The sequence below is a fragment of the Luteimonas sp. gir genome, assembly GCF_037198055.1.
Classification (GTDB): domain Bacteria; phylum Pseudomonadota; class Gammaproteobacteria; order Xanthomonadales; family Xanthomonadaceae; genus Luteimonas; species Luteimonas citri_A.
The window spans coordinates 105,498-127,850 of the sequence record NZ_JBBAXQ010000008.1 but is presented as its reverse complement, the minus strand read 5'-3'; the positions used below and the strand labels follow the sequence as shown (position 1 = coordinate 127,850).

General features: G+C 69.6%; 22 protein-coding genes. 7 read left to right on the top strand and 15 right to left on the bottom strand.

Annotated elements, in window-relative coordinates:
• Nucleotides 1-5 precede the first annotated feature (5 nt).
• The 8 genes from flgH to WAF18_RS11710 all read right to left on the bottom strand — a co-directional run bounded on the left by flgH (nt 6) and on the right by WAF18_RS11710 (nt 6,246).
• Nucleotides 6-704, bottom strand: a complete 699-nt coding sequence (gene flgH, locus WAF18_RS11745) for a flagellar basal body L-ring protein FlgH (RefSeq protein WP_337245252.1) — start codon at nt 702-704, stop codon at nt 6-8.
• A gap of 7 nt (nt 705-711) precedes the next feature.
• Complete coding sequence (gene flgG / locus WAF18_RS11740) at nt 712-1,497, bottom strand: flagellar basal-body rod protein FlgG (RefSeq protein ID WP_183426908.1); 786 nt, start codon at nt 1,495-1,497, stop codon at nt 712-714.
• A gap of 86 nt (nt 1,498-1,583) precedes the next feature.
• Complete coding sequence (locus WAF18_RS11735) at nt 1,584-2,333, bottom strand: flagellar basal body rod protein FlgF (protein WP_183426909.1); 750 nt, start codon at nt 2,331-2,333, stop codon at nt 1,584-1,586.
• A 127-nt stretch (nt 2,334-2,460) separates the two neighbouring features.
• Entirely contained in the window at nt 2,461-3,684 is a 1,224-nt protein-coding gene (gene flgE / locus WAF18_RS11730; protein WP_337245251.1) for a flagellar hook protein FlgE, read from the bottom strand.
• 40 nt (nt 3,685-3,724) lie between these two features.
• Nucleotides 3,725-4,390, bottom strand: a complete 666-nt coding sequence (locus tag WAF18_RS11725; protein WP_337245250.1) for a flagellar hook capping FlgD N-terminal domain-containing protein — start codon at nt 4,388-4,390, stop codon at nt 3,725-3,727.
• Nucleotides 4,390-4,797 (bottom strand): flagellar basal body rod protein FlgC, encoded by a 408-nt coding sequence (flgC, locus tag WAF18_RS11720; RefSeq protein WP_183426912.1) that lies wholly within the window; start codon nt 4,795-4,797, stop codon nt 4,390-4,392. Before flgC ends, WAF18_RS11725 begins: the two co-directional genes overlap by 1 nt.
• Nucleotides 4,798-4,800: 3 nt before the next feature.
• Entirely contained in the window at nt 4,801-5,208 is a 408-nt protein-coding gene (gene flgB, locus WAF18_RS11715; RefSeq protein WP_337245249.1) for a flagellar basal body rod protein FlgB, read from the bottom strand.
• A 78-nt stretch (nt 5,209-5,286) separates the two neighbouring features.
• Complete coding sequence (locus WAF18_RS11710) at nt 5,287-6,246, bottom strand: chemotaxis protein (protein ID WP_337245248.1); 960 nt, start codon at nt 6,244-6,246, stop codon at nt 5,287-5,289.
• A gap of 109 nt (nt 6,247-6,355) precedes the next feature.
• On the opposite strand from WAF18_RS11710, the gene flgA reads away from it, so the two are divergent.
• The 4 genes from flgA to WAF18_RS11690 all read left to right on the top strand — a co-directional run bounded on the left by flgA (nt 6,356) and on the right by WAF18_RS11690 (nt 9,078).
• Complete coding sequence (flgA, locus tag WAF18_RS11705; RefSeq protein ID WP_337245247.1) at nt 6,356-7,033, top strand: flagellar basal body P-ring formation chaperone FlgA; 678 nt, start codon at nt 6,356-6,358, stop codon at nt 7,031-7,033.
• 107 nt (nt 7,034-7,140) lie between these two features.
• The gene (gene flgM / locus WAF18_RS11700) at nt 7,141-7,458 is read left to right on the top strand and encodes a flagellar biosynthesis anti-sigma factor FlgM (RefSeq protein ID WP_183426916.1); all 318 of its coding nucleotides are present in this window, start codon (nt 7,141-7,143) and stop codon (nt 7,456-7,458) included.
• A gap of 4 nt (nt 7,459-7,462) precedes the next feature.
• Entirely contained in the window at nt 7,463-7,798 is a 336-nt protein-coding gene (locus tag WAF18_RS11695; RefSeq protein WP_337245246.1) for a flagellar protein FlgN, read from the top strand.
• Between the two features lie 110 nt (nt 7,799-7,908).
• Nucleotides 7,909-9,078 carry an ATP-binding protein gene (locus WAF18_RS11690; protein WP_337245245.1) on the top strand — a complete coding sequence of 390 codons (1,170 nt, stop codon included), beginning with the start codon at nt 7,909-7,911 and terminating at the stop codon, nt 9,076-9,078.
• Between the two features lie 18 nt (nt 9,079-9,096).
• On the opposite strand, the gene WAF18_RS11685 is transcribed toward WAF18_RS11690, so the two are convergent.
• Complete coding sequence (locus tag WAF18_RS11685; protein ID WP_337245244.1) at nt 9,097-10,806, bottom strand: EAL domain-containing protein; 1,710 nt, start codon at nt 10,804-10,806, stop codon at nt 9,097-9,099.
• A 35-nt stretch (nt 10,807-10,841) separates the two neighbouring features.
• Entirely contained in the window at nt 10,842-12,107 is a 1,266-nt protein-coding gene (locus WAF18_RS11680; protein WP_337245243.1) for a sensor histidine kinase, read from the bottom strand.
• A 200-nt stretch (nt 12,108-12,307) separates the two neighbouring features.
• On the opposite strand from WAF18_RS11680, the gene WAF18_RS11675 reads away from it, so the two are divergent.
• Nucleotides 12,308-15,052: an EAL domain-containing protein gene (locus WAF18_RS11675; protein ID WP_337245242.1), complete on the top strand. Its 2,745-nt coding sequence runs from the start codon at nt 12,308-12,310 to the stop codon at nt 15,050-15,052.
• A 512-nt stretch (nt 15,053-15,564) separates the two neighbouring features.
• Here the strand turns inward: WAF18_RS11675 and WAF18_RS11670 are convergent.
• From WAF18_RS11670 to WAF18_RS11650, 5 genes are all read right to left on the bottom strand, one after another.
• The gene (locus WAF18_RS11670) at nt 15,565-15,759 is read right to left on the bottom strand and encodes a hypothetical protein (RefSeq protein ID WP_337245241.1); all 195 of its coding nucleotides are present in this window, start codon (nt 15,757-15,759) and stop codon (nt 15,565-15,567) included.
• A gap of 61 nt (nt 15,760-15,820) precedes the next feature.
• Nucleotides 15,821-17,014 carry a methyl-accepting chemotaxis protein gene (locus WAF18_RS11665; RefSeq protein WP_337245240.1) on the bottom strand — a complete coding sequence of 398 codons (1,194 nt, stop codon included), beginning with the start codon at nt 17,012-17,014 and terminating at the stop codon, nt 15,821-15,823.
• 104 nt (nt 17,015-17,118) lie between these two features.
• Nucleotides 17,119-17,730 (bottom strand): high frequency lysogenization protein HflD, encoded by a 612-nt coding sequence (gene hflD / locus WAF18_RS11660; RefSeq protein ID WP_337245239.1) that lies wholly within the window; start codon nt 17,728-17,730, stop codon nt 17,119-17,121.
• The gene (gene mnmA / locus WAF18_RS11655) at nt 17,727-18,890 is read right to left on the bottom strand and encodes a tRNA 2-thiouridine(34) synthase MnmA (protein WP_337245238.1); all 1,164 of its coding nucleotides are present in this window, start codon (nt 18,888-18,890) and stop codon (nt 17,727-17,729) included. Before mnmA ends, hflD begins: the two co-directional genes overlap by 4 nt.
• On the bottom strand, nt 18,887-19,357 hold the full coding sequence (locus WAF18_RS11650) for an NUDIX hydrolase (RefSeq protein WP_337245237.1): 471 nt from the start codon (nt 19,355-19,357) through the stop codon (nt 18,887-18,889). Before WAF18_RS11650 ends, mnmA begins: the two co-directional genes overlap by 4 nt.
• A 198-nt stretch (nt 19,358-19,555) precedes the next feature.
• Here WAF18_RS11650 and clpS point away from each other — a divergent pair, with 198 nt between their 5' ends.
• Together clpS and clpA are read left to right on the top strand one after the other, a co-directional pair.
• Nucleotides 19,556-19,876 carry an ATP-dependent Clp protease adapter ClpS gene (clpS, locus tag WAF18_RS11645; protein WP_183426927.1) on the top strand — a complete coding sequence of 107 codons (321 nt, stop codon included), beginning with the start codon at nt 19,556-19,558 and terminating at the stop codon, nt 19,874-19,876.
• A gap of 90 nt (nt 19,877-19,966) precedes the next feature.
• A complete protein-coding gene (gene clpA, locus WAF18_RS11640; protein WP_337245236.1) occupies nt 19,967-22,246 on the top strand; it encodes an ATP-dependent Clp protease ATP-binding subunit ClpA in 2,280 nt (759 codons plus the stop codon).
• The last annotated feature ends 107 nt before the right edge of the window (nt 22,247-22,353 follow it).

Sequence of the window (22,353 nt, the reverse complement as noted above, 5' to 3'; positions counted from 1 at the left end):
AGGACTCAGTAGGGAGACAGCCGCGAATTGAAGAACCGGCCGAGCCAGCCCATCGCGTTGGACTGGGCGATCGCGCCGCGGCCGCCGTAGACGATCCGCGCGTCGGCGACGCGGCCCGAGGGCACACTGTTGTCGGGGGCGATGTCGGCCGGGCGCACGATGCCCTGGACCTGCACCAGTTCATTGCCCTGATTGAGGCGCAATTCCTTGCTGCCTTCGACGACGAGATTGCCGTTGGGCAGACGCTGCACCACGGTGACGGTGATGCTGCCCTGCAGGCGGTTGCTCTGCGTGCTGCGGCCATTGCCGTCGAAATCGCGCTTGCCGCTGGCGCTGGCGCCAAGCACTTCGCGCCCGCCAATCGTGACCGGGGCGCCGAACAGGTTCGGCGGCGCGATGTCCACTGCGCTTTCCTTGCCGACCTTGGTCGCAGCGTTGGTCTGCGCGATCGTGCTCTCGATCAGCTGGATCGTGATCAGGTCGCCGACCTCGCGCGCGCGCTTGTCGGCGAACAGCGACAGTCCGCCGCCCCCGGCCTGGTAGATCGCGCCCTGGGTCGCATACGTCGGCGGGGCTGCGACCGGCTGGATCGGTGCCAGCGCGGGATACGGCCGGACATCGCCGGCGGCGACGCAGCCGCCGAGCAGGGCAGGCAGGGCGAGCAGCACGAGCGCGCGTAGCGCAGAACACGGAACGACGAACATGACGGCCTCAGACGTTGTTGTTGAGATAGCCGAGCATCGAGTCGGTGGTCGAGATCGCCTTGGCGTTCATCTCGTAGGCGCGCTGGGTCTCGATCATGCTGACCAGCTCTTCGACCACATTGACATTGCTGCCTTCCAGCGCGCCCTGTTCGATCAGGCCCAGGCCGTTGAGGCCGGGCGTGCCGTTCTGCGCCGGCCCCGAAGCGGTCGTCTCCAGATACAGGTTCTCGCCGCGCGCCTGCAGGCCCGCGGGGTTGATGAAGTCGGTGATCGTCAGTGAGCCGATCTCCAGCGCCTGGCCCTCACCGGCCATCTGCACGGTGATCGTGCCGTCCTGGCCGATGGTCATCGCCTGCGCGCCCTCGGGGATCTGGATGCCCGGCTGCACCGCGAAGCCGCTGTTGGTCACCAGTTCGCCCTGCGGACTGATCTTGAAGCTGCCGTCGCGGGTATAGGCCGACGTGCCATCGGGCAGCAGCACTTCGAAGAACCCACGGCCGTTGACCATCACGTCGAGCGCGCGGCCGGTCTGCTGCGGATTGCCCTGCTGGAAGTCCTTGGCCGTCGACACCACGCGCACGCCAGTGCCGAGCTGCAGACCGGTCGGCAGCTGCGTCTGCGCCGAGCTCGCACCGCCAGGCTGGCGCACCTGCTGGTAAAGCAGGTCCTCGAAATTGGCGCGATCGCGCTTGAAGCCGGTGGTGTTGGTATTGGCGAGATTGTTGGAGACCACCGACATGCGCGTCTGCTGCGCATCCAGCCCGGTCTTCGCCACCCACAGTGCCTGGTTCATCGTCGTGTCCTCGATGCGGCGCACCGCGCCATCCGCAAGAAGCGATGCAATCCCCGTGCCACCTGTCTCTAGAACCGGGGTCAGCGTCAGCCGCCCAGGCGGAGCAGGCTGTTGGCGGCCTGGGCGTTGTCGTCGCCGCGCTGGATCAGCTTGACCTGCATTTCGAACTGGCGTTGCAGTTGGATCATCTGCACCAGGGCGCCGGCGGCGTCGACGTTGCTCGATTCCAGGGCGCCGGTCGTCATGACGTTGCCGACGGCCTGCGCCGGGGGTTGCTGGGGGTCGGTGCTGCGCATCAGCCCGTCGAGCCCGCGCGTGAGCCGGTCGGGGGTCGCCTCGACCACGCGCAGGCGGCCGACGATCGCCAACGTCTGCGGGCCTTCGCCGAGCGGCACGATCGACACCGTGCCGTCCTCGCCGATGTCCAGCGCCTGGTGCGGTGGCAGCGCCAGCGGCTGGCCGTTCTCGTCGATCAGTGGATGTCCGCCGCCGGTCACCAACTGGCCGTTGGGGGTCGGCGACAGATTTCCGGCGCGGGTGTAGGCCACCCCGCCGTCGGCCGACTGCACCGCCAGCCAGCGGTCGGGCCGCAGCGAGACATCGAGCGCGTTGCCGGTCACCCGCTGCGCACCGACCCGGCTGTCGAAGCCTTGGTCGATGTGCATCGCGTCGATGCGCGAGGCGTGTTCGCCGCCGGGCACGCGATAGGCCCGGGTATTGGCCAGTGCGGCCTTGAAGCCGGCGGTCTCGGCATTGGCGAGGTTGTGCGCCACCGTGCCCTGGGCCTGCAGCGTGGCGCGGGCACCGCTCATCGCGACGTAGAGGGCTTTGTCCATGGGAGGCCGGGCCTTGAGTTTCGGGGGTGAGGGCGCAAGACGAGCGGGGAGTCGGCGATCCGGAGCGGGTGCGGACGTGCGCGCAACGTCGTCCTAACACCCGCCACGCGTCGACCGGCCAGGCGCATCAACGGATGTTGATGACCGTCTGCGTGACCTGGTCCTGGGTCGAGATCATCTGTGCGTTGGCCTGGAAGTTGCGCTGGGCGACGATCATGTTGACCAACTGCTCGGTCAGATCGACGGTCGACGATTCCAGCGCGCCGGCCTGCAGGTGGCCGAAGTCGGCGCTGTCGGGCACGCCTGTGCGCGAGGCGCCCGAGTCGTAGCTTTCGGCCCAGAAGTTGTTGCCCTGCGATTGCAACCCCTGCGGGTTGACGAAGGTCGTCAGCGCGACCTGGCCCAGCGCGGCGTCGGCGCCGTTGGAATAGCGCGCAAACACCACGCCGTCGGCCGCGATGCTGATCTCGTCGAGCTTGCCGGCCGCGTAGCCGTCCTGGCGGTTGTCGCGCAGCTGGAAGCCGTTGCCGTACTGGGTCGAGCCGCTGACATCGAGCGTGACCGCGACCTCGCCAGCTCCGTTGCCCGGCACGAACGGCGTCAGCACGATGCGGCCATCGGCGGGCTCGGTCAGCGCGCCGTTGTCGGTGAAGCTGAGCGTGGCGACATCGCCCACGCGTTCGCCGTCGATGTAGGTGTGCACCTGCCATTCGTTGGCCACATCGGTCTTGACGAAGTACGAGGTCTGCACGTGGCTCACGCCCAGTGAGTCGAACACGGTGACGCCGCCGCTCGAGGCGTTGTAGCTGTTGGGCTCACTCGGGTCGAAGGTCGCGATCGTCGGCGGCTTCGCATTGCCGGGCAGGGTGAACTTCAGGTTGACCGCGCTGGTCGCGCGTGGCGGGCTGTCGGTGGTCAGCAGTTGCAGGTCAGTCACGCGGCCGATGTCGAAGCCGGTGCCGTTGGCGCTGGGGGGATAGACCTGCAGCCGGGCCCCGTCGGGGGTGCCGATGTAGCCCTGGTTGTCGGCCTGGAAGTTGCCGGCGCGGCTGTAGAGCCGGGTGCCGTTCTTGTTGAGGGTGAAGAAGCCCTCGCCGTCGATCGCCATGTCCAGGTTGCGCCCGGTCGGCGTGATGTTGCCCTGGGAGAACTGCTGGGCGACGTTGCTCAGCTTCACGCCTGAGCCGATCGCATTGCGCGCCAGCCCGTAGGACGTCCGCGAGAACAGATCGCCGAATTCCGCGCGCGATTCCTTGAAGCCGGTGGTGTTGACGTTGGCGACGTTGTTGGCGGTGACGTTGAGGTCGGCGTTGGCTGCGTTGATGCCGGACAGCGCGGTATTGAAGCTCATGGCGGACTCCGTTGTGGTCGGGCGCGGATGAAAAGGGCGGTCAGTTGACGCGCAGCACGTAGCCGATCGGCGCGGTGCCCAGGCCGTCGAGATCGAGGTAGAGCCCGTCGCTGCCGACCGACACGCTGTCGACGCGGGCGCGCACATAGGTGCTCAGCACCGAGGACTCGCCGCTGCCCGCAAGGTGGCGTGCGGCGATGCCATAGGTCCCGGCCGGTAGCCGGTTGCCGGCGGCATCGGTGCCGTCCCAGGCGAACGCGACCTCGCCGGCGGCGGTGGCCGGCACGCTGAACTGGTGCACGAGCTCGCCGTTGGCATCGGTGACGTCGAAGTTCACGATGCCGGCCGCCGGGGCGGCGACCAGGCCGGTCGCGCTGCCTTCGCTCGGCAGCGCCAGCTTGGCCGATGGCAGCACCACATCACGGCCCACCAGATTCGCGCCGCGCAGCAATTGGTCGCTGGCCATCGCATTGGCGAAGCCATTGACCGAGCTGTTGAGATCCTGGATGCCCTGCACAGTCGAGAACTGCGCCAACTGGCCGAGGAACGCGCTGTTCTCCATCGGCTTGAGCGGGTCCTGGTGCTTGAGCTGTTCGGTCATCAGCCGCAGAAAGTCGGCCTGGCCGAGTGAGGCGTCCTTCTTGTCGGCGGCCTTGCCGCCACCTAAGCCGAGGCTGTTGGCGATGTCGCTGGAGATCGTGCTCATCAGCGGCCCATGCTCAAGGTGGCGACGGCCAGTTCCTTGGCGGTGTTCATCATCTCCACGCCAGCCTGGTAGCTGCGCGAGGCGGAAATCAGGTTGACCATCTGCGACACCGGGTCGACGTCAGGGGCGTACACGTAGCCCTGGGCATCGGCGAGCGGATGACCGGGTTCGTAGCGCTGGATCGGCGGGGTGTCGCGCTCGACGATGCCGGCCACCTGCACGCCGGTCAGCGCCGGGTCGCTGGCATGCGCGCTGGCGCGGAACACCGGCTCGAGCGGCCGGTAGACCTGCTCGGGCGAGCCGGCGACCGAGTCGGCGTTGGCCAGGTTGCTGGCCAGCGTGCTCAAGCGGACCGACTGGGCCTGCATGGCCGAACCGGCGACATCGAAGATCGGCAGGTTGCTCATCGGTTACTGTCCGGTGATGGCGGTCAGCAGGGTGCGGACCTTGGATTCGAGGAAGCTCAGCGAGGCCCGGTACTCCAGCGCCGCCCGGCCGTAGGCGGCGCGCTCGGCATCGGGGTCGACACTGTTGCCGTCCAGGCTGGCCTGGGCGGCGACACGCGCGACCTCGAACGGCGCCAGGGCATCGGCCCCCGGCAGCGGGATGTGATCGGCGCGCTCGCGCAGCGGCGACTGGCCGCCGGCTTCACGCGTGCGCGCAGCGGCGGCCAGCGCGGCGTTGAAGTCGAGGTCGCGGGCCTGGAAGCCGGGCGTGTCGGCGTTGGCCAGGTTGCTGGCGATGAGCTTCATCCGCTGCTCGCGCAGCGGCAGCGCATCGGCCTGCAGCCCGAGATAGGACGAGATCGGATTGGACATGACCGGCCTCCGGCGGAGTTCGCCGGTGACCGTGCAAGCGGCGTGCCAAGGCGTGCGGCGCGGCGGCCGCGGCCAGGCTCAGGCGGCGACGAGTCGGCCGCCGGCTGCGTCGGCGACCTCGTGCAGGCGCTTGAGTACTTCGTCGGCCAGGTCGTGCGGGCTGTACTTGGCGACGAACGCGTTCGCGCCCACGCTCTGCACCATCGAGGTGTTGAACACGCCCGACAGCGAGGTGTGCAGCAGCACGTACAGATCGGCGAGGCCGGGGTGGCGACGGATTTCCGTCGTCAGCGTGTAACCGTCCATCGCCGGCATCTCGATATCGGAGACGATCATCGCGTAGCGCTGTGAGGGCGGCTCGCCAGCCGCGTGCAGTTGCAGCAGGTGGTCGAGCGCCTGGCGGCCATCGGACAGCAGCGTCACCCCGACGCCGAGCTGGTCGAGCACGCTGCGGATCTGCTGGCGCGCGACCCGCGAGTCGTCGACCACCAGCACCTGCATCGGCGGTGCGTCGGCCGGCAGCGCGTAGTCCGGGGACAGATCGGCGTCCATCCGCGCCTGCGAGATGTCGGCCAGCACGCTTTCGACGTCGATCACCTGGATCAACTCGCCCTGGTAGCGCGTGACCGCGGTCAGATAGCCGCCCTCAGCGCCCAGGTCCGGCGGCGGCAGCACGTCCTCGACCGCGATGTTGACGATGCGCTCGACCCCGCTGACCAGAAAGCCCTGCACCGAGCGGTTGAACTCGGTGACCACCAGATAGCCGGGCGGGGCATCGTCGCTGCGCTCGGGATGGCCGATCGCGACCCCCAGATCGAGCACCGGCACGCTGCGGCCGCGCACGTCGGCCACACCGGCGAACTGTGCCGGCAGCCCCGGCACCCGGAACAGATGCGGTCGGCGCAGCACTTCCTGCACCTTGAAGACATTGACGCCAAAAACCTGACGTCCGCCGAGACGGAACAGCAGCAGCGCCAGCCGGTTGTGGCCGGCGAGGCGGGTACGCTGGTCGATGCGGTCGAGCAGATCCTGCGACATGCCTGCGATATCGGCCCGGGGACCGGCGACTTGAGCCGAAGGTGCGATGCACGCCGCGGCACGCCGCTTGCATCGCCGGCAGCATCCGTTCGTCCCAGAGGGCCCCGCCATGACCGCCTGCCTGCCGCGTCCCGCCGGAACCGCCTGGCGCCTGGCCGCTACGCTGTTGGCCTGCGCCGCAGCCGCCTCGGTCGTGGCGTCGGAGGCCTTCCAGTCGGTCGACGCGATCCGCCTGGCCGCCCTGTCGGCGGTCGAAGGCGGCGAGGCCGAGGCGTCGCTCGACCCGGCCCTGCGCATGCCGCGTTGCGCCGAGCCGCTGCAGGCCACGCGCAGCGGCGGCGCCACCGTGGAGGTAAGTTGCCCGGCCGGTTGGCGGCTGTACGTCCCGGTCCGCGTGCGGCGCAGCCAGACGGTGCTGGTGCTGGCGCGCGGCGTGGCTTCAGGCCAGACGATCACGGCCGATGACCTCATCGCTGAACGCCGCGACGGCGCGCGTGTGGCCGGCGCCGCGGTGGCCGATCCTGCCGAGGCCATCGGTCGCAGCGCCCGCCGCACCTTGTTGGCCGGCAGCGTGCTGACCGCAGGCGACCTGGTGTCGCCGCGGCTGGTGCGCCGCGGCGACACCATCGCCCTGGTCTCGCGCCAGGCCGGTGTCGAGGTGCGCATGGCCGGTCGCGCACTCGGCGACGCCGGCGAGCGCGAGCGGGTCAGCGTCGAGAACCTGTCCTCGCGCCGGGTGGTGCAGGGCATCGTCGATCCGTCCGGCGATGTGGTCGTCGGACGCTGACCGATGCTGCGATCCGACATCCGGCGCCAATCGGCGCTAAAGCTCCGCGGACGGCGGCCGATACCGTCCACGAACCCATTCACGCACTTCGTGTCAGGATCCCTGCCATGACCCACAAGATCGATGGACTCCAGGCGCCGACCGTCCGCAGTGCCGCGCCCGTGGCCGGCGCCCAGGTGGCCCGTGCCGGCGACAGCCGCAACAAGGCGGTCGAAGCCGCCAGCGCCACGGCCGGCGACAGCCTGCGCCTGACCGGCGAGGCGACCGGCCTGCAGGCCTTGCAGCGCGACCTCTCGACGCGACCGGCCTTCGACGAATCGCGCGTCCAGGCTGTGCGCGAGGCGATCGCCTCGGGCAGCTACCGCGTCGACGCCGAGGCGATCGCCTCGCGGATGCTCGATCTCGACGCCCGCCTGGGCGGCTGATCCGATGACGGCGGCACAGGACAGCCTGGCCCGTCTTGCGAGCGCGCTCGCCGACGAGCGCGAGGCGCTGATCGGCCACGATGTCGGCGCGCTGATGCGCTCGACCCAGGACAAGATCATCGCGCTGCGCGAGCTCGAACGCTGCCCGGCCGGCGAACTGGCCGGTCCGCTGGCCGAGCTGAGCGAGCTCAATCGCGCCAACGGCGCACTGCTGGCCCGGCGCCGCCGCGAGGTGAACTGGGCGCTGCGGCATCTCGGCCGCACCGAGAGCCTGCCCGGCTACGACGCACAGGGCCGCGCCGAGCGCGATTGCCGCAGCCGCGAACTCGCGGTCGCCTGAGCGGCCGCCGCCTGCGGTTAGACCACCTGAGGTTAGAATCGCCGGGCGTCCGTAGCCGGCTCTTTGCAGTGCCCCCGATTTCCGATCCCGTTGCCGCACCGCCTCCGACCATGCCCACTTCGGTCCTGTCCTGTATCGAGGAGGGCGTCTACCTCTACGGAGGCGACGGTCGCCTGCTCTACGCCAACCCCACCGGCGACGCCCTGCAACGCCTGCATCCGACCTGGGCCGCCGACGCCTATCGGCTCGATGCGTTGCTGCCGGCACAGGCGCTGGAGCAGGCCGAGACCATCGGCCGCTGGCGCGACCAGGTCGCGTTCGGTGAAGGGACCCAGGTCGCCGCGCGGCTGTACCGGTTGGCGGCCGACGACGGTCGCTACCTGCTGGTGCTGCAGGACCCGGCCCGGCCGCGACGCGGCGACGACGAACTGCTGCAGCGCCACCGCGAGCTCAACGTCCGCTTCAATGCTGCGCAGGAACAACTGCTGCAGGCCGAGAAGCTGGCCTCGATCGGTCAACTGGCCGCCGGCGTCGCGCACGAGATCAACAACCCGATCGGCTACGTGCACTCCAACCTCGGCAGCCTGCAGGAGTATGTCGGCAACCTGTTCGCGCTGATCGACGTCTACGAGCGCGCGTTGCGTGCCGACGATCCGCAGGCGATGCGCGCGGAGATCGACGCCACCCGCGAACGCCTGGATATCGACTTCATCAGCCGCGACCTGCCGCAGCTGTTGACCGAGTCGCGCCAGGGCATCGAGCGGGTCACGCGCATCGTCCGCGACCTGCGCGACTTCTCGCGTTCGGATCGCGAGCATGCCTGGCGCCTGGCCGACCTGCATGCCGGGCTCGAATCGACGATCAACATCGTCTGGAACGAGCTGCGCTACAAGGCCACGCTGGAGAAGGACTACGGCACGCTGCCGATGGTCGAGTGCCTGCAGTCCGAGCTCAACCAGGTGTTCATGAACCTGCTGCTCAACGCCGGCCAGGCCATCGAGACCCAGGGCACCATCGCGGTGCGCACCGGGCACGAGGGCGAGGAGGTCTGGGTGGAGATCGCCGATACCGGCAACGGCATCCCGGCCGAGATGCTGCAGCGGATCTTCGATCCGTTCTTCACCACCAAGCCGGTGGGCAAGGGCACGGGCTTGGGATTGTCGATCTCCTACGGCATCGTCGCCAAGCACCATGGCCGGATCGAAGTGGACAGCACGCCGGGGGCCGGCAGCCGCTTCCGCATCGTGCTGCCGCTGCGCCAGCCGGGCGCCCACGCCTGAGTCGACCTGGCGCCGCGCTTACTCCGCGCCGTCGCGCCCGCGCTGCATGTCGTAGGTCCGAAACGCCTGGCGGATGTGGTCGCGCAGCACGTTGTCGTCCCAGGGCTTGGTCAGGAACCGGTAGATCGCGCCGCGGTTGATCGCCTCGGTCACCGTGGCCAGGTCGGTGTAGCCCGAGAGCACCAGGCGGATGGTGTCGGGATAGAGCATCTTCACCCGGCCCAGGAACTCGGTGCCGTCCATCTCCGACATGCGCTGGTCGGACAGGATCACCTGCACCTCGTTGGTCGCCAGCAGGCCGAACGCATCGCGCACGTTGCCGGCGGCCAGGATCCGGTAGCCGTCGCGGCGGAACAGCCGTACCAGCGCCCGCAGCACGTTTTCTTCGTCGTCGACCAGCAACAGCGTGCGATGTGATTTGGTCGCGGTGAACAGTTCCGGACGCAGATAGCGGCGACGCAGCGCCTGGCCCGCGGTCTCGGCGCTCATCGGCTCGCCGAACAGGTAGCCCTGGAAGTAATCGCAGTCGGCCCGACGCAGGAAGCCGAGCTGGGCCTCGGTCTCCACGCCGTTGGCGATCACCTTCATGCCCAACTGATGACCCATTGCGATCAGCGCGCGCACGATCGCTGTTTCGCGGCTGCCCGCGGGCGCGGCGTTGATGAAGCTGCGGTCGATCTTGAGGATGTCGGCCGGATAGCGCACCAGCGCGCCCAAGCTGGCCTCGCCGGTGCCGAAGTTGTCGAGCGTGACCCCGATGCCTTCGTGGCGCAGCGTCGAGACCGCCCGATGGACGACGTCGATGTTGGCCCCCAGCGCTCGCTCGTTGAGCTCGAGCACCAGCGAGGACGTCGGCAGTCCGGCCTGCTGCATGCGGCCCAGCAGTCGGTCGACGAACGCCGGATCGAGCAACTGCTGGGTGGTGACGTTCATACCGACGAAGAAATCGTCGAAGCCCTGTTCGCGCCAGGCGCGGATCTGCGCGACCACGCGATCGAGCATCCAATTGCCGATCTGCAGGATCGCGCCGATTCGTTCGGCGGTCGGCAGGAAGCGCTCGGGCAGCAGCAGGCCGAGTGTCGGTGACTGCCAGCGCAGCAGCGCCTCCATGCCGATCACGCGCCCGTCGCGGGCGCTGATCTTGGGCTGGTAGCGCAGCCGGAACTCGCCATTGGGCAGCGCCTCGAGAATCTGCCGGCCGATGCCGTTCTCGCCCTGGCTGCGATCGGCGGCCGCATTGCTGTGCAACTGGACGTGCTCGTAGACCGCATGCGAGGCGCGGCGCACGGCGTTCTCGGCCAGCTGCAGCAGGGCCGAGGGCTCGGTGCCGTGCTGCGGACACAGGCTGACGCCGATCTTGGCATCGAGGAAGAGCGTGTAGGGCAGGACCTCGAGCGGGCGCTCGATCTCCTCGACCAGGGCCTCGGCCAACGCCTGCGCCGAGGCGGGTGCGTCGTCGGGCAGCCAGGCGGCGACGACGAACTCGTCGCTGCCGTGGCGCCATACAGTGCCCTGTTCGCCCAGGCTGCTCTGGAGCCGGGCGCCGACCGCCTCGAGCGCGGCGTCACCGACGTCCGCGCCCATGTTCTGGTTCACCGAGGCGAAATGGTCGATGTCCACATGCAGCAACGCCAGCGCGCCGCTGCGGGTCCTGGCATCGCGGATCATCTGCGCCAGGGCAGGGTGACCGGCACCCAGGCGTTCGAGCGGCGCGGAGATGGGTTGCATCGTGGGAGTCTACCGGGTGTCCGCGGCCGGCGTGGTCACGAGGCGACCGCAACGTCGTAAGGCAGTCGTGCCTGGATCCGGGTCCCGCCGGTCTGCGAGGACGTCGCATCCAAGTGGCCGCCGACGCTTTGCGCGCGTTCGCGCATGATCACCAGGCCCAGCCCTTTGGGCGTACCCGCCGGAAAGCCGACGCCGTCGTCGCCGACGTCCAGGCACAGCGCGCCCGCGTCCTCATGCAGCCGCAACGCCACCCGGCTCGCGCGCGCATGGCGGACGACGTTGGTCAGCGCTTCCTGCGCGATGCGAAAGCACGCCTGCTCGACTTCGCGGGCCGGCCGGCGCGTCAGCGTCGCGATCTCGACTTCGGCCTGCAGGCCGGCATTGCGCAGCAACCGCGCTGCGTGCGCGCGCAGCGCGGCTTCCAACCCCAATGCATCGAGCTGCGGCGGGCGCAGCAGCACCGAGATGTCGCGCAGGCGCTCGATGGTCGTGTCGGCCAGCATCGCGATGTCCTCCAGGTCGTCGCGGCGACGCAGCGCGTCGGTCTCGACCAGCGCACTGCCGGCAGCCAGCTTCATCGCGGTGACCGATTGCCCGATGTCGTCGTGCAACTCGCGCGAGATCGCGCGGCGCTCGTCCTCCTGCAGCGTGAACATGCGGGCCGCGAGCGCACGCAGTTCGGCGTTGCTGACCGCCAGGGCATCGCGCATGCGCTCCACCTCGCTCAGGTCGCGCAAGACCACCAGCACGCAGTCGCTGTCTTCGTAGCGCGTGCGGCTGGCGGTCAGCGAGGCGCGAAAGCCGGTCGCGTCCCGGCGCCGCATGCGCGGTGTTGGCGCGTCGCCCGCGTGCCCGGGATCGGCGAGCAATGCCTCGAGCGCCGCCCGGTCCGCGTCCTCGACCAGCGTCGCTACGTCGACCCCGGCCATCGAGCCGGCATAGCCGAACGCGGCCGCGCAGGCGGCGTTGGCGTGGCGGACCTGGCCCCCTGCGACCAGCAGCGTGCCGTCGGGCAAGCGCTCCAGCAGCTCGCGCAGTTCCCGGTCGCGCTCGATGCGCCGGGCGCCGGCGAGCGCACGCTCGTGATTGCGGACCAGCCGGTCGGCCTGGCGCCGCAGCCACCAGCCGGGCAGCCCGGCTGCCGGAATCAGCAGCAGCGCGGCGACCAGCAGCCGGCCGTCGAACGGCCCGGCAGCGGGCAGCGACGCAGGCAGCACGGCGCAGATCGCAAGCCACGCCAGCCCGCCGAGCAGGCAGCCCAGCCAGACGCGGCGGCCGAATGCGGCGAATCGGCGGCGCAACGCCTCGTCCTGGCGCCGCGCGGCGCGGACGTTCGTGTTTCCCGAGCCCATTTGACCGGCTGCCCCGTGCATCGTTCGCCCACGAGTCTACCGGGCCGTTTTCGACAGCGCTCAACTTCGTCCGAAGGTCGCCGCTAACGGACGGTGAGCCAAGTCGCGATCCGCGACATGCCAAGCCGACACGGAGCGAAGCGGTCCAGATGGATGCCGGCGTCATCTCGAGTCTTCTCGATCACCCGCTGTCCGACGGGTTGTTGCTGCTCGACCGCGGCGGACGCTGCCTGGTCGCCAACCCGGCCGCCCGGCGGCGGGGCCTGGACCGTCTGGTGGAGCTGCACGCGCCGTCGTTGTCGCTGCTCTATGCGCGACTGCTCGACGGCGAGCATGCGATCGCTTGCGAACTGCCGGGGCCCGATGCCCCGTTGTACGGCCGGTTGTCCGCGATCTCGATCGATGGCGCCGGGCCGATCGCGTTCTCGTTGAGCGTGAGTCTGTCGGAGGATGTCGAGGACTGGCTGGAAGCGGCCGAGGCGGGCGGCCATGCCCTGTGGCTGTGGGACGTGCGCCACGACCAGTTGCGTGGCTCGGGCACCTGGCATGCGCTGGTCGGCCATCGCGATGGCGCGCCGCTATCGTTCGAGGAGATGAGCCGGCGCGTGCACCCGGAGGACCGCGGGCGCATGCGCGAGGCGATCAGCGCCTATCTGTCCGGGCGCGAATCCTCCTATCTGTGCGAGTACCGCTGCCTGCAGCCTGCCGCGGGCTGGCGCTGGGTGCGCGACAGCGGCCGGATCATCGGCCGCGATGCCCAGCGCGCACCGCTGAAGATGGCCGGCACGCTAACGATCATCGACGATCAGAAACAGCTGGAGCAGCGCCTGCGCGAACAGCGACGCCTGGTCGAGGACACCCAGCGACTGGCCGGTATGTCGAGCTGGAGCTGGGCCCCCGCCTCAGGCCTGGTGCATAGCGCGCCCGAACTTCGGCAATTGCTGGGCGTCGGCGACGGCTGTTCGTTGCGCATGTGGCTGCGCCGCATCCCGCGCGCGCAGTTCCCGATGCTGCGCACCAGTTGGCGCTGCCTGCGCGAGTGCGCCAAGCCGGCCCATTTCGACCTTCTGGTCGATGGCGTCGCCGGCCCGGCGCACCTGCAGATCTGGGCCTCACCCAGCGGCGAGGAGGACGAGCGCGGCTTGCCGGCGCGGGTGCTGGCCCAGGTCCAGGATGTCACTCGGCAACGACATGCCGACGCCGAGGCGCACCGGCGCGGCGACCTGCTGCGACGCGTCGCCGAGCTCGGCCGCATCGGCGGCTGTGAGGTCGATGCCGCGACCCGCCGCCTGCACTGGACCGGCGAGTGCGCCGGCCTGCATGGCCGCGAGGGCGAGTCGCTGGCGCTCGACGAGCTGCTGCGCCACTACACCACCGAATCGCGCGAGATCCTGCAGGTGGCGATGAGCCGCACCGCGGGCGGCGCGCCCACCCAGACCATCGAGCTGTGCTTCTACCGGCCCGACGGCGCGCAGGTCTGGACCCAGGCGGTGGTCGACTACGAATCCGGCGACGGCCGGCCGGCGCGCTGGCTGGTGCTGTTCCGTGACATCTCCCGCGAGCGCGCGGCCAGCGAGCGCATCGAGCGGCTGGCGCATTTCGACGCGCTGACCGGGCTGCCCAACCGCACCCGGCTGCGACAGGACATCGAAGCGGCGCTGGTCGCCAACGCGGCCGCCTACCAGGCGCTGCTGCTGCTCGATGTCGCCGGCTTCGGCGGCATCAACGAGGCCCACGGCCATGCTGCGGGCGATGTCGTGCTCAAGGCCATCGCCACCCGGCTGCATATGCTGGTCGACGCCGGCGACCTGTTCGGGCGCGTGGGCGCCGACGAGTTCGTGGTGCTGCTGCAGCAGGGCGAGAGCCGGCACGATGTCGCCAGCAGTGCGCAGCGGATCGTCGCCGGGCTCTCGGATCCGGTGCCGGTCGGCGGCGAGATCCTGCGCTTCGGGATCAGTGCCGGCATCGCCGTGCGGCCTGCCGGGGTGGGGTTCGACGAGCTGCTGCGTGCCGCTGGCGTCGCACTGCACGGCGCGCGCCAGGGCGGACGCAACCGGGTCGAGTTCTACAGCCCCGATGCCTGGCGGCTTGCCCGACGGCGGCTGGATGTCGAACACGCGCTGCGCGGCGCGCTCGAGCACGAGGAATTCACGCTCGCCTACCAGCCACTGGTCGACATCTCCCGGCGCAGTGTCTCAGGCGTTGAAGCGCTGTTGCGCTGGCAGCACCCCGAGCTCGGGGTCTGTCCGCCGGACGAGTTCATTGGCATCGCAGAGGCGACCGGCGACATCGCCGCGATCGGCGATTGGGTGCTGCGCGAGGCCTGCCGCCAGGCGGCGGCGTGGGAAGCGGCCGGCATCGCGTTCGGCCGGATGTCGATCAACGTCTCGGCCGTGCAGTTGCGCGATACCGCGTTCGCCAGCCGGGTGCTGGCCGCCTGCGCCGAAGCCGGCTGGCCGCCGGCGCGGCTCGAGCTCGAGTTGACCGAATCGGCGCTGTTGCACGACACCGAGGCCTTGCGGGCGTGCTTCGACATGCTGGTCGGCGCCGGTGTGGCGCTGGCCATCGACGACTTCGGGACCGGGTTCTCGAGCCTGAGCTATCTGAGTCGTTTTCCGGTGGGGCGGCTCAAGATCGACCGCAGCTTCATTTCCGAGCTCGGCGGCTCGCGGCGTGCGGTCGAGGTTGCGCGCGCGATCATCCATCTGGGCAAGGCGCTGCGCATGCAGGTGCTGGCCGAGGGCGTGGAATCGATGGAGGACGAGCGGTTGCTGCTCGAATACGGCTGCGACGAAGTGCAGGGCTACCTGTACTCACGCCCGCTGCCGCCGCGCGAGATGGCACGCTGGTTGCTCGCGCATCACCAGGCCGTCGACGGCGCCACGGCCCGCTGACCACACGCGGGCTAAGGATCAAAACCGGGGTCAGAGTGCAATTTCGCGAGGCGTAATTGCACTCTGACCCCGGTTTGGAGGGGCGAAGCCCGCTCGCAGTCGTGCGTCCGAAGGGGCATGGCCCCTTCGACGCGCGGCGGGGCAGGGCGCTCTTCCCTCCGCGCGTGGCGCGGTCGGCTGCCCCTGCTGATCGAACGGTCGGAAATGCTGCGCCGCCCGTGCGCAGGAAAGGGCGCGGCCGCGGATGCCAGGCAGTTCCTCACGACCGAATCTCTCCCCCCCCCCCGGCGCGGAGGGGAGGTCGAGCCGCAAGTGTCGGCTGGGCGCGCGCGCCTGGCGCGGAAGGCGCCCCCACCCCAACCCTCCCCCGCTTTGCGGGGGAGGGTGCCAAGCGAGTCCGTCCTTATCGAACGACTGGAACTGCTGCGCCTCCTCCGCGTGCGGGGGAGGTCGACGCCGCAGGCGTCGGGTGGGGGCACGGGCCTTCCCCGGGGACCACCCACTCGCGTCCCTCAGAAGCCGGCGGCGAGGTCCCAGGCGATGCTCGCCTCGATCGGATCGGGCGGTGGCGTCTGGGACGGCGGCACGCGCGCAGCGTCGAGCAGCGCCTGCAGTTCCTCGTCGGCCGCGGCCTCGAGGCGCTGCAACAGGTCGGCCGGGATCCGGCTGACGGTGGCATCGGCTGGCGCGCTCGTGCGTGGCAGCACGCAGGCCCCGGTCGGAGCCGGGGCCTGCGGGGATGTGCTGCTGGCAGAGCGCGGGTCCAACTCAGAACAGCTCGACGGTTCCTGCGCCCATGCTTTCCTGCGCGACCGGCTTGTGCGGTGGCTTTTCCCAGGTCGAGCGCGACTCGCGCAGGCGCTGTCCGATCCGCTGCAGCGCCCGCATCATTTCGTCGTCGAGTGCGCCGCCATTGCGATGCAGGATCTCCTGCAGGTCGATCGCTTCGCGGTTGATCGCGCTCAACCGTTCGAGGTGGGCATGGACGCCGCCCAGGGCCTGGGTCGCGATGTCCTCGAACTGCAAGGCCCGCACGGCGTCGCCGACGCTCGAATCGATCGCGCGCCCGCACTCTGAGATCTCGCGCATGCCGTCGCCGAGCGAACGGTTGATCGCGGCCACCTGGGTCAGCATGCCCGCCGCCTCGGCGCGCGCGTCGCGCGAGCGGTCCAGGTCGCGCGAGGCCATGTTGGAGACCGTGTCGCGGACCTTGGCGATGGATTCCTTGGACGAATGCGCCAGTTTGCGGATCTGTTCGTTGAACGCGGTCGAGCGTTCGGACAGGTTGCGGACCTCGTCGGCAACCACCGCGAAACCGCGGCCGGCTTCGCCGGCGCGGGCGGCTTCGATCGCGGCGTTGAGCGCGAGCAGGTTGGTCTGGTCGGCGATCGACTTGACGTCCTCGAGCAGCGCGAAGATGCCGTCCAGGTGCCCGGCCATCTCGTCGATATGCGACACGGTGGTCACGCTCTGGCCGCTGACCTGCTCCAGGGCTTCGACCAACTGTTCCATACGCTGGCTGGCATGCTGGGCGAAGCGGGCGACATCGGCCCCACCCATACCGTCCTGGTCGCCGGTGTGGTCGAGCAGCCGCCCCATGGCCTGCGCCTGCTGGCGGGACTTGCGGTTCATCGCATCGAAACTACTGCCCAGCGCGCTGACCGCCTGGCGGATCAACTCGCGCGCCCGTTCGATCTCGACGCGCGAGCCTTCGATCTCCGCGCCGACGAACTGGCGCAGCTCGGTCAGCAGCTGGTCCTGCTCTTTGAGCACGCGCACCTGTTCGGGCGAACGCCGGGTTTCGCGGCGCAGCAGCCACAGGCCCACGGCCAGCCAGCTGGCGGTGAGGGTCAGCAGGATCGCCCATCGCGCAGGCGCCGCCCAACCGAGCGCGAACGCCAGCGGCAGGAGCAGGGTCAGCGACAACGGCGCGGCGAGGCGGATCAGGATGCGTGCGTACATGGCGCTCTCAGGGAGGTTCTCACGCTCCCGGTATCGGCACCCGGTGGCAGGCCTTTAGCCAACTGCCGACACCGCATGCGCATCGGCGCATGCGGAACTCGAGGTCAGGGCACGCGCCGTGCGATCGATTCGAGCATGCGACCGCGCGAGAACAGCAGATCCCACTGGGTGCCGCCGAGCTGGCGCCAGAGCACCGTCGCGCGCACCGCCGCCAGCAAGAGGGCGCGGATCTCGGCGACCACGCTGGCCTGGCCCAGGTAGTGCGGTGCACCCTGGACCATGACCCGCGGCCGCAACTGGCTGATCGTGTCGGCGTACAGCGCGCCCAGCGCGAGCAGCACGTCGGGATGGGCGGCGCCCAGCGACTCGGCCTGCGGCGCGATCCGGCGCAGGCCGGCGCTCACAGCGTCGATGACGTCGGACTCGGCCGAGAACCGCCGTTCGAGCCGCATCACCGACATCGCGAGCTTGGGCACGCCCTCGTCGTGGGGCTGGCGGCTGAGGATGTCGCGCAGCAGGCGCAGCCCGGGCTGCAGCCGCGGCACACCACCATAGACGTCGGCCACCGAGTCGGCATCGATGCGAAAGACGCTGTCGATGACGGTCTGCGCCGCGTCGCCGCGCGACTGGCCGGACTCGGCGGTGGTACGGACTTGCTGGAGGGCCTGGGCGAGCGCGGCGAGCGCGAGCACCCGATCGTCGAAAGAATCGCTCATCGGACAAGTCTAGCGTCTGTGGCGCGATCCGGCCCGCTGGCCGCGGCCTCGACGGCGCTCGTCGGGGCGTCGGTCGCCTCGATGACCGCGCCGCCCAGGCAGCACTCGCCGTCGTAGAGTACCAGCGACTGCCCGGGTGTGACCGCGCGTTGCGGCTGCGCGAAGTGCACCGCCAGCGTGCCGTCATCGCGCACCTCGACCTCACAGGGTTCGTCGGGCTGACGGTAACGGGTCTGCGCGCTGGCCACGAAACGGGCAGCCGGCGGCGCACCCGCGATCCAGTGCGCCTGCGCAGTCCAGGTCGTGCGCGACATCAGCCAGGGGCTGTCGCGCTGCTGGTCGACCACCAGCACGTTGTCGTGGACGCGCTTGTCAACGACGTACCAGGGCGCGGCGGCGAAGCCGCGCACGCCGCCCAGTTGCAGGCCCTCGCGCTGGCCGAGGGTGAAGAAGAACACCCCCGGATGCCGGCCGACCACCCGGCCATCGGGCGTCTGGATCTCGCCCTCGCGGGCGGGCACATAGCGCGCGAGAAAGCTGCGGAAGTCGCGTTCGCCGATGAAGCAGATGCCGGTCGAGTCCTTCTTCTCGGCCGTCGCCAGGCCATGGGCACGGGCGATCTCGCGGACCTGCGACTTGGGCAGGTCGCCGAGCGGGAACAGTGTCGCGGCCAACTGTGCCTGACCGAGCTGGTGCAGGAAGTAGGTCTGGTCCTTGCTGCGGTCATGGGCGCGCAGCAACTGCCAGCCGCTGCCGTCACGTCCCACGCGGGCGTAGTGCCCGGTCGCGATCCGGCTTGCGCCCAGCGCGTGCGCGGCATCGAGGAAATGCCGGAACTTGATCTCGCGGTTGCACAGCACGTCGGGATTGGGCGTGCGCCCGGCCGCGTACTCGGCAATGAAGTGGGCGAACACACCGTCCCAGTATTCGCGCGAAAAGTCGCGGAAATGGATCGGCAGACCAAGACGACCGGCCACGGCGACCGCATCGCGGCGATCGTCCTCGGCGCGACAACCGCCGCTGCCGTCCTGGGTGTCGTCGTCGGCCCAGTTCTGCATGAACAGACCGGCGACCGGCGTGCCGGCATCGCGCAGCAGCAGCGCGGCGACCGACGAATCGACCCCGCCCGACAGCCCGACGACGACGTCCGGCGCGCTCATCGCAGCTGGCGCAGCAGCGACAGCGGGTGGCGCTGTCCGGCCAGGCAATCGGCGACGACCTGCCAGACCAGCGGGCTGCGGTGGCGCGCGGCCTCGGCGCGCAGCGCCTCGGGCGTGAGCCACAGTGCCTGGACGATGCCGTCGTCGAGCGTGCGGTCCGGGTCGTGGGCCAGCGGCCTGGCGACCACGGCCACGCGGATGAAGTGGCGGCCGTCGGCCTCGCCCGGGCGCGGCGGGGATTTCCACTGGTACAGGCCGATCAGCGCGGTCGGCTCGACGGTCCAGCCCGACTCCTCGAGCGTCTCGCGTACCGCCGCATCGACCAGCGCCTCGTCGGGCTCGAGATGGCCCGCGGGCTGGTTGAGCACCAGCCGCCCGTCGACCCGCTCCTCCACGCACAGCACCCGGCCGGCATCGAACACGACGCTGGCCACGGTCACGTCGGGCTGCCAGAAGCGCCCGCTCACCACACCGCCCCGACGACGGGTCGCGTCGCGGCCGCACGCGGTCGGCAACGGGCCACGAGCTCGCCGGGCGCAACACGGACAGGGGCGGGGAACGGGCGGGGAGGGAAGCGAAGGCGCATGGGGATCGGGGCGGGGGACTGGCGGCATTGTCCCCCCGGCGCTCCCGACGCGTCCATCGCCGGCGCTTATAATTGCGCCATGAGCCGCAGACACCAGCACGAGCACGACCACGGCACCATCGTGGAGACCAGCAGGCCGGAAGTGGCGCCACCGCCGCTGTATTCGGTGCTGCTGCTCAACGACGACTACACGCCGATGGATTTCGTCGTCGAGATCCTGACCCGGTTCTTCGCCCTCGACATCGAGCGCGCCACCCAGGTCATGCTGCACGTCCATACCCGTGGCCGCGGGGTGTGCGGGGTCTACAGCCGCGAAGTCGCCGAGTCGAAGGTCGCGCAGGTGAACGAATACGCACGACTGAACCTTCATCCCTTGCTGTGCACGATGGAGAAGGCCTAATAAGAGCCGGCTGACAGGACCGGGGCAGGGATGGAAAAGCCGGGTCCGGGCCCCCACTCAGGGTTGCAGTGATTCCGGAGGCTCCGCCCCATGTTCAGCAAAGATCTCGAGTTCACGATCGGCCAGTGCTACAAGCGCGCCCGCGAGGCCCGCGACGAGTACATGACGGTCGAACACCTGCTGCTGTCCCTGCTCGAGAACCCGTCGGCAGAGTCGGTGCTCAAGGCCACCGGTGCCGACTTCGCCCGCCTGCGCGGCGATCTGGAACAGGCCATTCTGACCTCGGTGACCAAGCTCGCCGATGAGGACACCCGCGACACCCAGCCCACGCTGGGCTTCCAGCGGGTCCTCCAGCGCGCCGTCTACCATGTCCAGTCCTCGGGCAAGAAGGAGGTCACCGGCGCCAATGTGCTGGTGGCGATCTTCGGCGAGAAGGACTCGCACGCGGTCTATTACCTCAACCAGCAGGACGTGACCCGGCTGGATGTCGTCAATTATCTGTCGCACGGCATTGCCAAGACCGGCGGCGAGGAGCCCGAGAGCGCGCACGAGGACGGCGCCGCAGGCGCAGGCGGCGAGGGCGAGGCCAAGGGCGACGCGCTCGCTGAGTTTGCCAGCGACCTCAACGCCGCCGCGCGCGAGGGACGCATCGATCCGCTGGTGGGCCGGGCCGAGGAGGTCGAGCGCACGATCCAGGTGCTGTGCCGCCGTCGCAAGAACAACCCGCTCTACGTTGGCGAGGCCGGTGTCGGCAAGACCGCGATCGCCGAAGGTCTGGCCAAGCGCATCGTCGACGGCGAGGTGCCCGAGGTGCTGAGCGAGGCGACGATCTATTCGCTCGACCTCGGCGCGCTGGTCGCCGGCACCAAGTACCGCGGCGACTTCGAGAAGCGCCTGAAGGCCGTGCTGTCGGCGATCAAGAAGCATCCCGGCGCGATTCTGTTCATTGACGAGATCCACACCATCATTGGCGCGGGCTCTGCGTCGGGTGGCACGATGGACGCTTCGAACCTGATCAAGCCGGCGCTGTCGTCGGGCGATCTGCGCTGCATCGGCTCGACGACGTTCCAGGAATACCGCGGCATCTTCGAAAAGGACCGCGCGCTCGCCCGGCGCTTCCAGAAGATCGACATCGTCGAGCCGACGGTCGGCGAGGCCTACCAGATCCTGCTGGGGCTCAAGCCCAAGTACGAGGCGCACCACGACGTGACCTACGCCGACGACGCCTTGCAGGCGGCGGTCGACCTGTCGGTCAAGCACATCGCCGACCGGCTGCTGCCCGACAAGGCGATCGACGTGATCGACGAGGCCGGTGCGCGCCAGCGCCTGCTGCCCGAAGGCGTGCGCAAGGCGCTGATCGATGTCGAGGAGGTCGAGACGATCGTCGCCAAGATGGCGCGCATCCCGGCCAAGCAGGTCAGCGCGACCGACAAGGACGTGCTCGAGCACCTCGAGCGCAACTTGAAGATGGTGATCTTCGGCCAGGATCCGGCGATCGAGACTCTGACGTCTGCGATCAAACTCGCCCGTTCGGGCCTGGGCGATCCCGACAAGCCGATCGGCAACTTCCTGTTCGCCGGCCCCACCGGCGTCGGCAAGACCGAAGTCACGCGGCAGCTGGCGCTGCAGCTGGGCATCGAACTGGTGCGCTTCGACATGTCCGAGTACATGGAGGCGCATTCGATCAGCCGCCTGATCGGCGCGCCTCCGGGCTACGTCGGCTTCGACCAGGGTGGGCTGCTGACCGAGAAGATCGTCAAGACGCCGCACTGCGTGTTGTTGCTCGACGAGGTCGAGAAGGCGCATCCGGACATCTTCAACATCCTGTTGCAGGTCATGGACCGTGGCGTGCTGACCGACACCAACGGCCGCGAGGCGAATTTCCGCAATGTGATCGTGGTGATGACGACCAATGCCGGCGCCACCCAGGCCTCGCGCCGGTCGATCGGCTTCATGCGCCAGGACCACAGCAGCGATGCGATGGAAGTGATCCGCAAGAGCTTCTCGCCGGAGTTCCGCAACCGGCTCGATGCGATCGTGCAGTTCCAGTCGTTGGGCCTGGACCACATCCTGCGCGTGGTCGACAAGTTCATGATCGAACTCGAGAGCCAGCTGCACGAGAAGGACGTCACGCTCAGCGCCACGCCGGCCGCGCGCGACTGGCTGGCCCAGCACGGGTTCGATCCGCAGATGGGCGCGCGGCCGATGTCGCGGGTGATCCAGGACAAGATCAAGCGCCGCCTGGCCGACGAATTGCTGTTCGGCAAGCTGATGGGTGGTGGCCGCGTGGTGGTGGATGTCGAGGACGGCGAGCTGACGGTGCAGACCTTCGCCGAGCCCGAGCGCCTGCTCACCGCGACCGTGGAGTGAGTCGCGCGTCACCCCGGTTCGCCGGCGGTGCGCGCAACGCGAAAAGGCAGCCCTTGGCTGCCTTTTCGTCATTGAGCGACGCAACGCGTCGCTTGGGAGCGCATCGC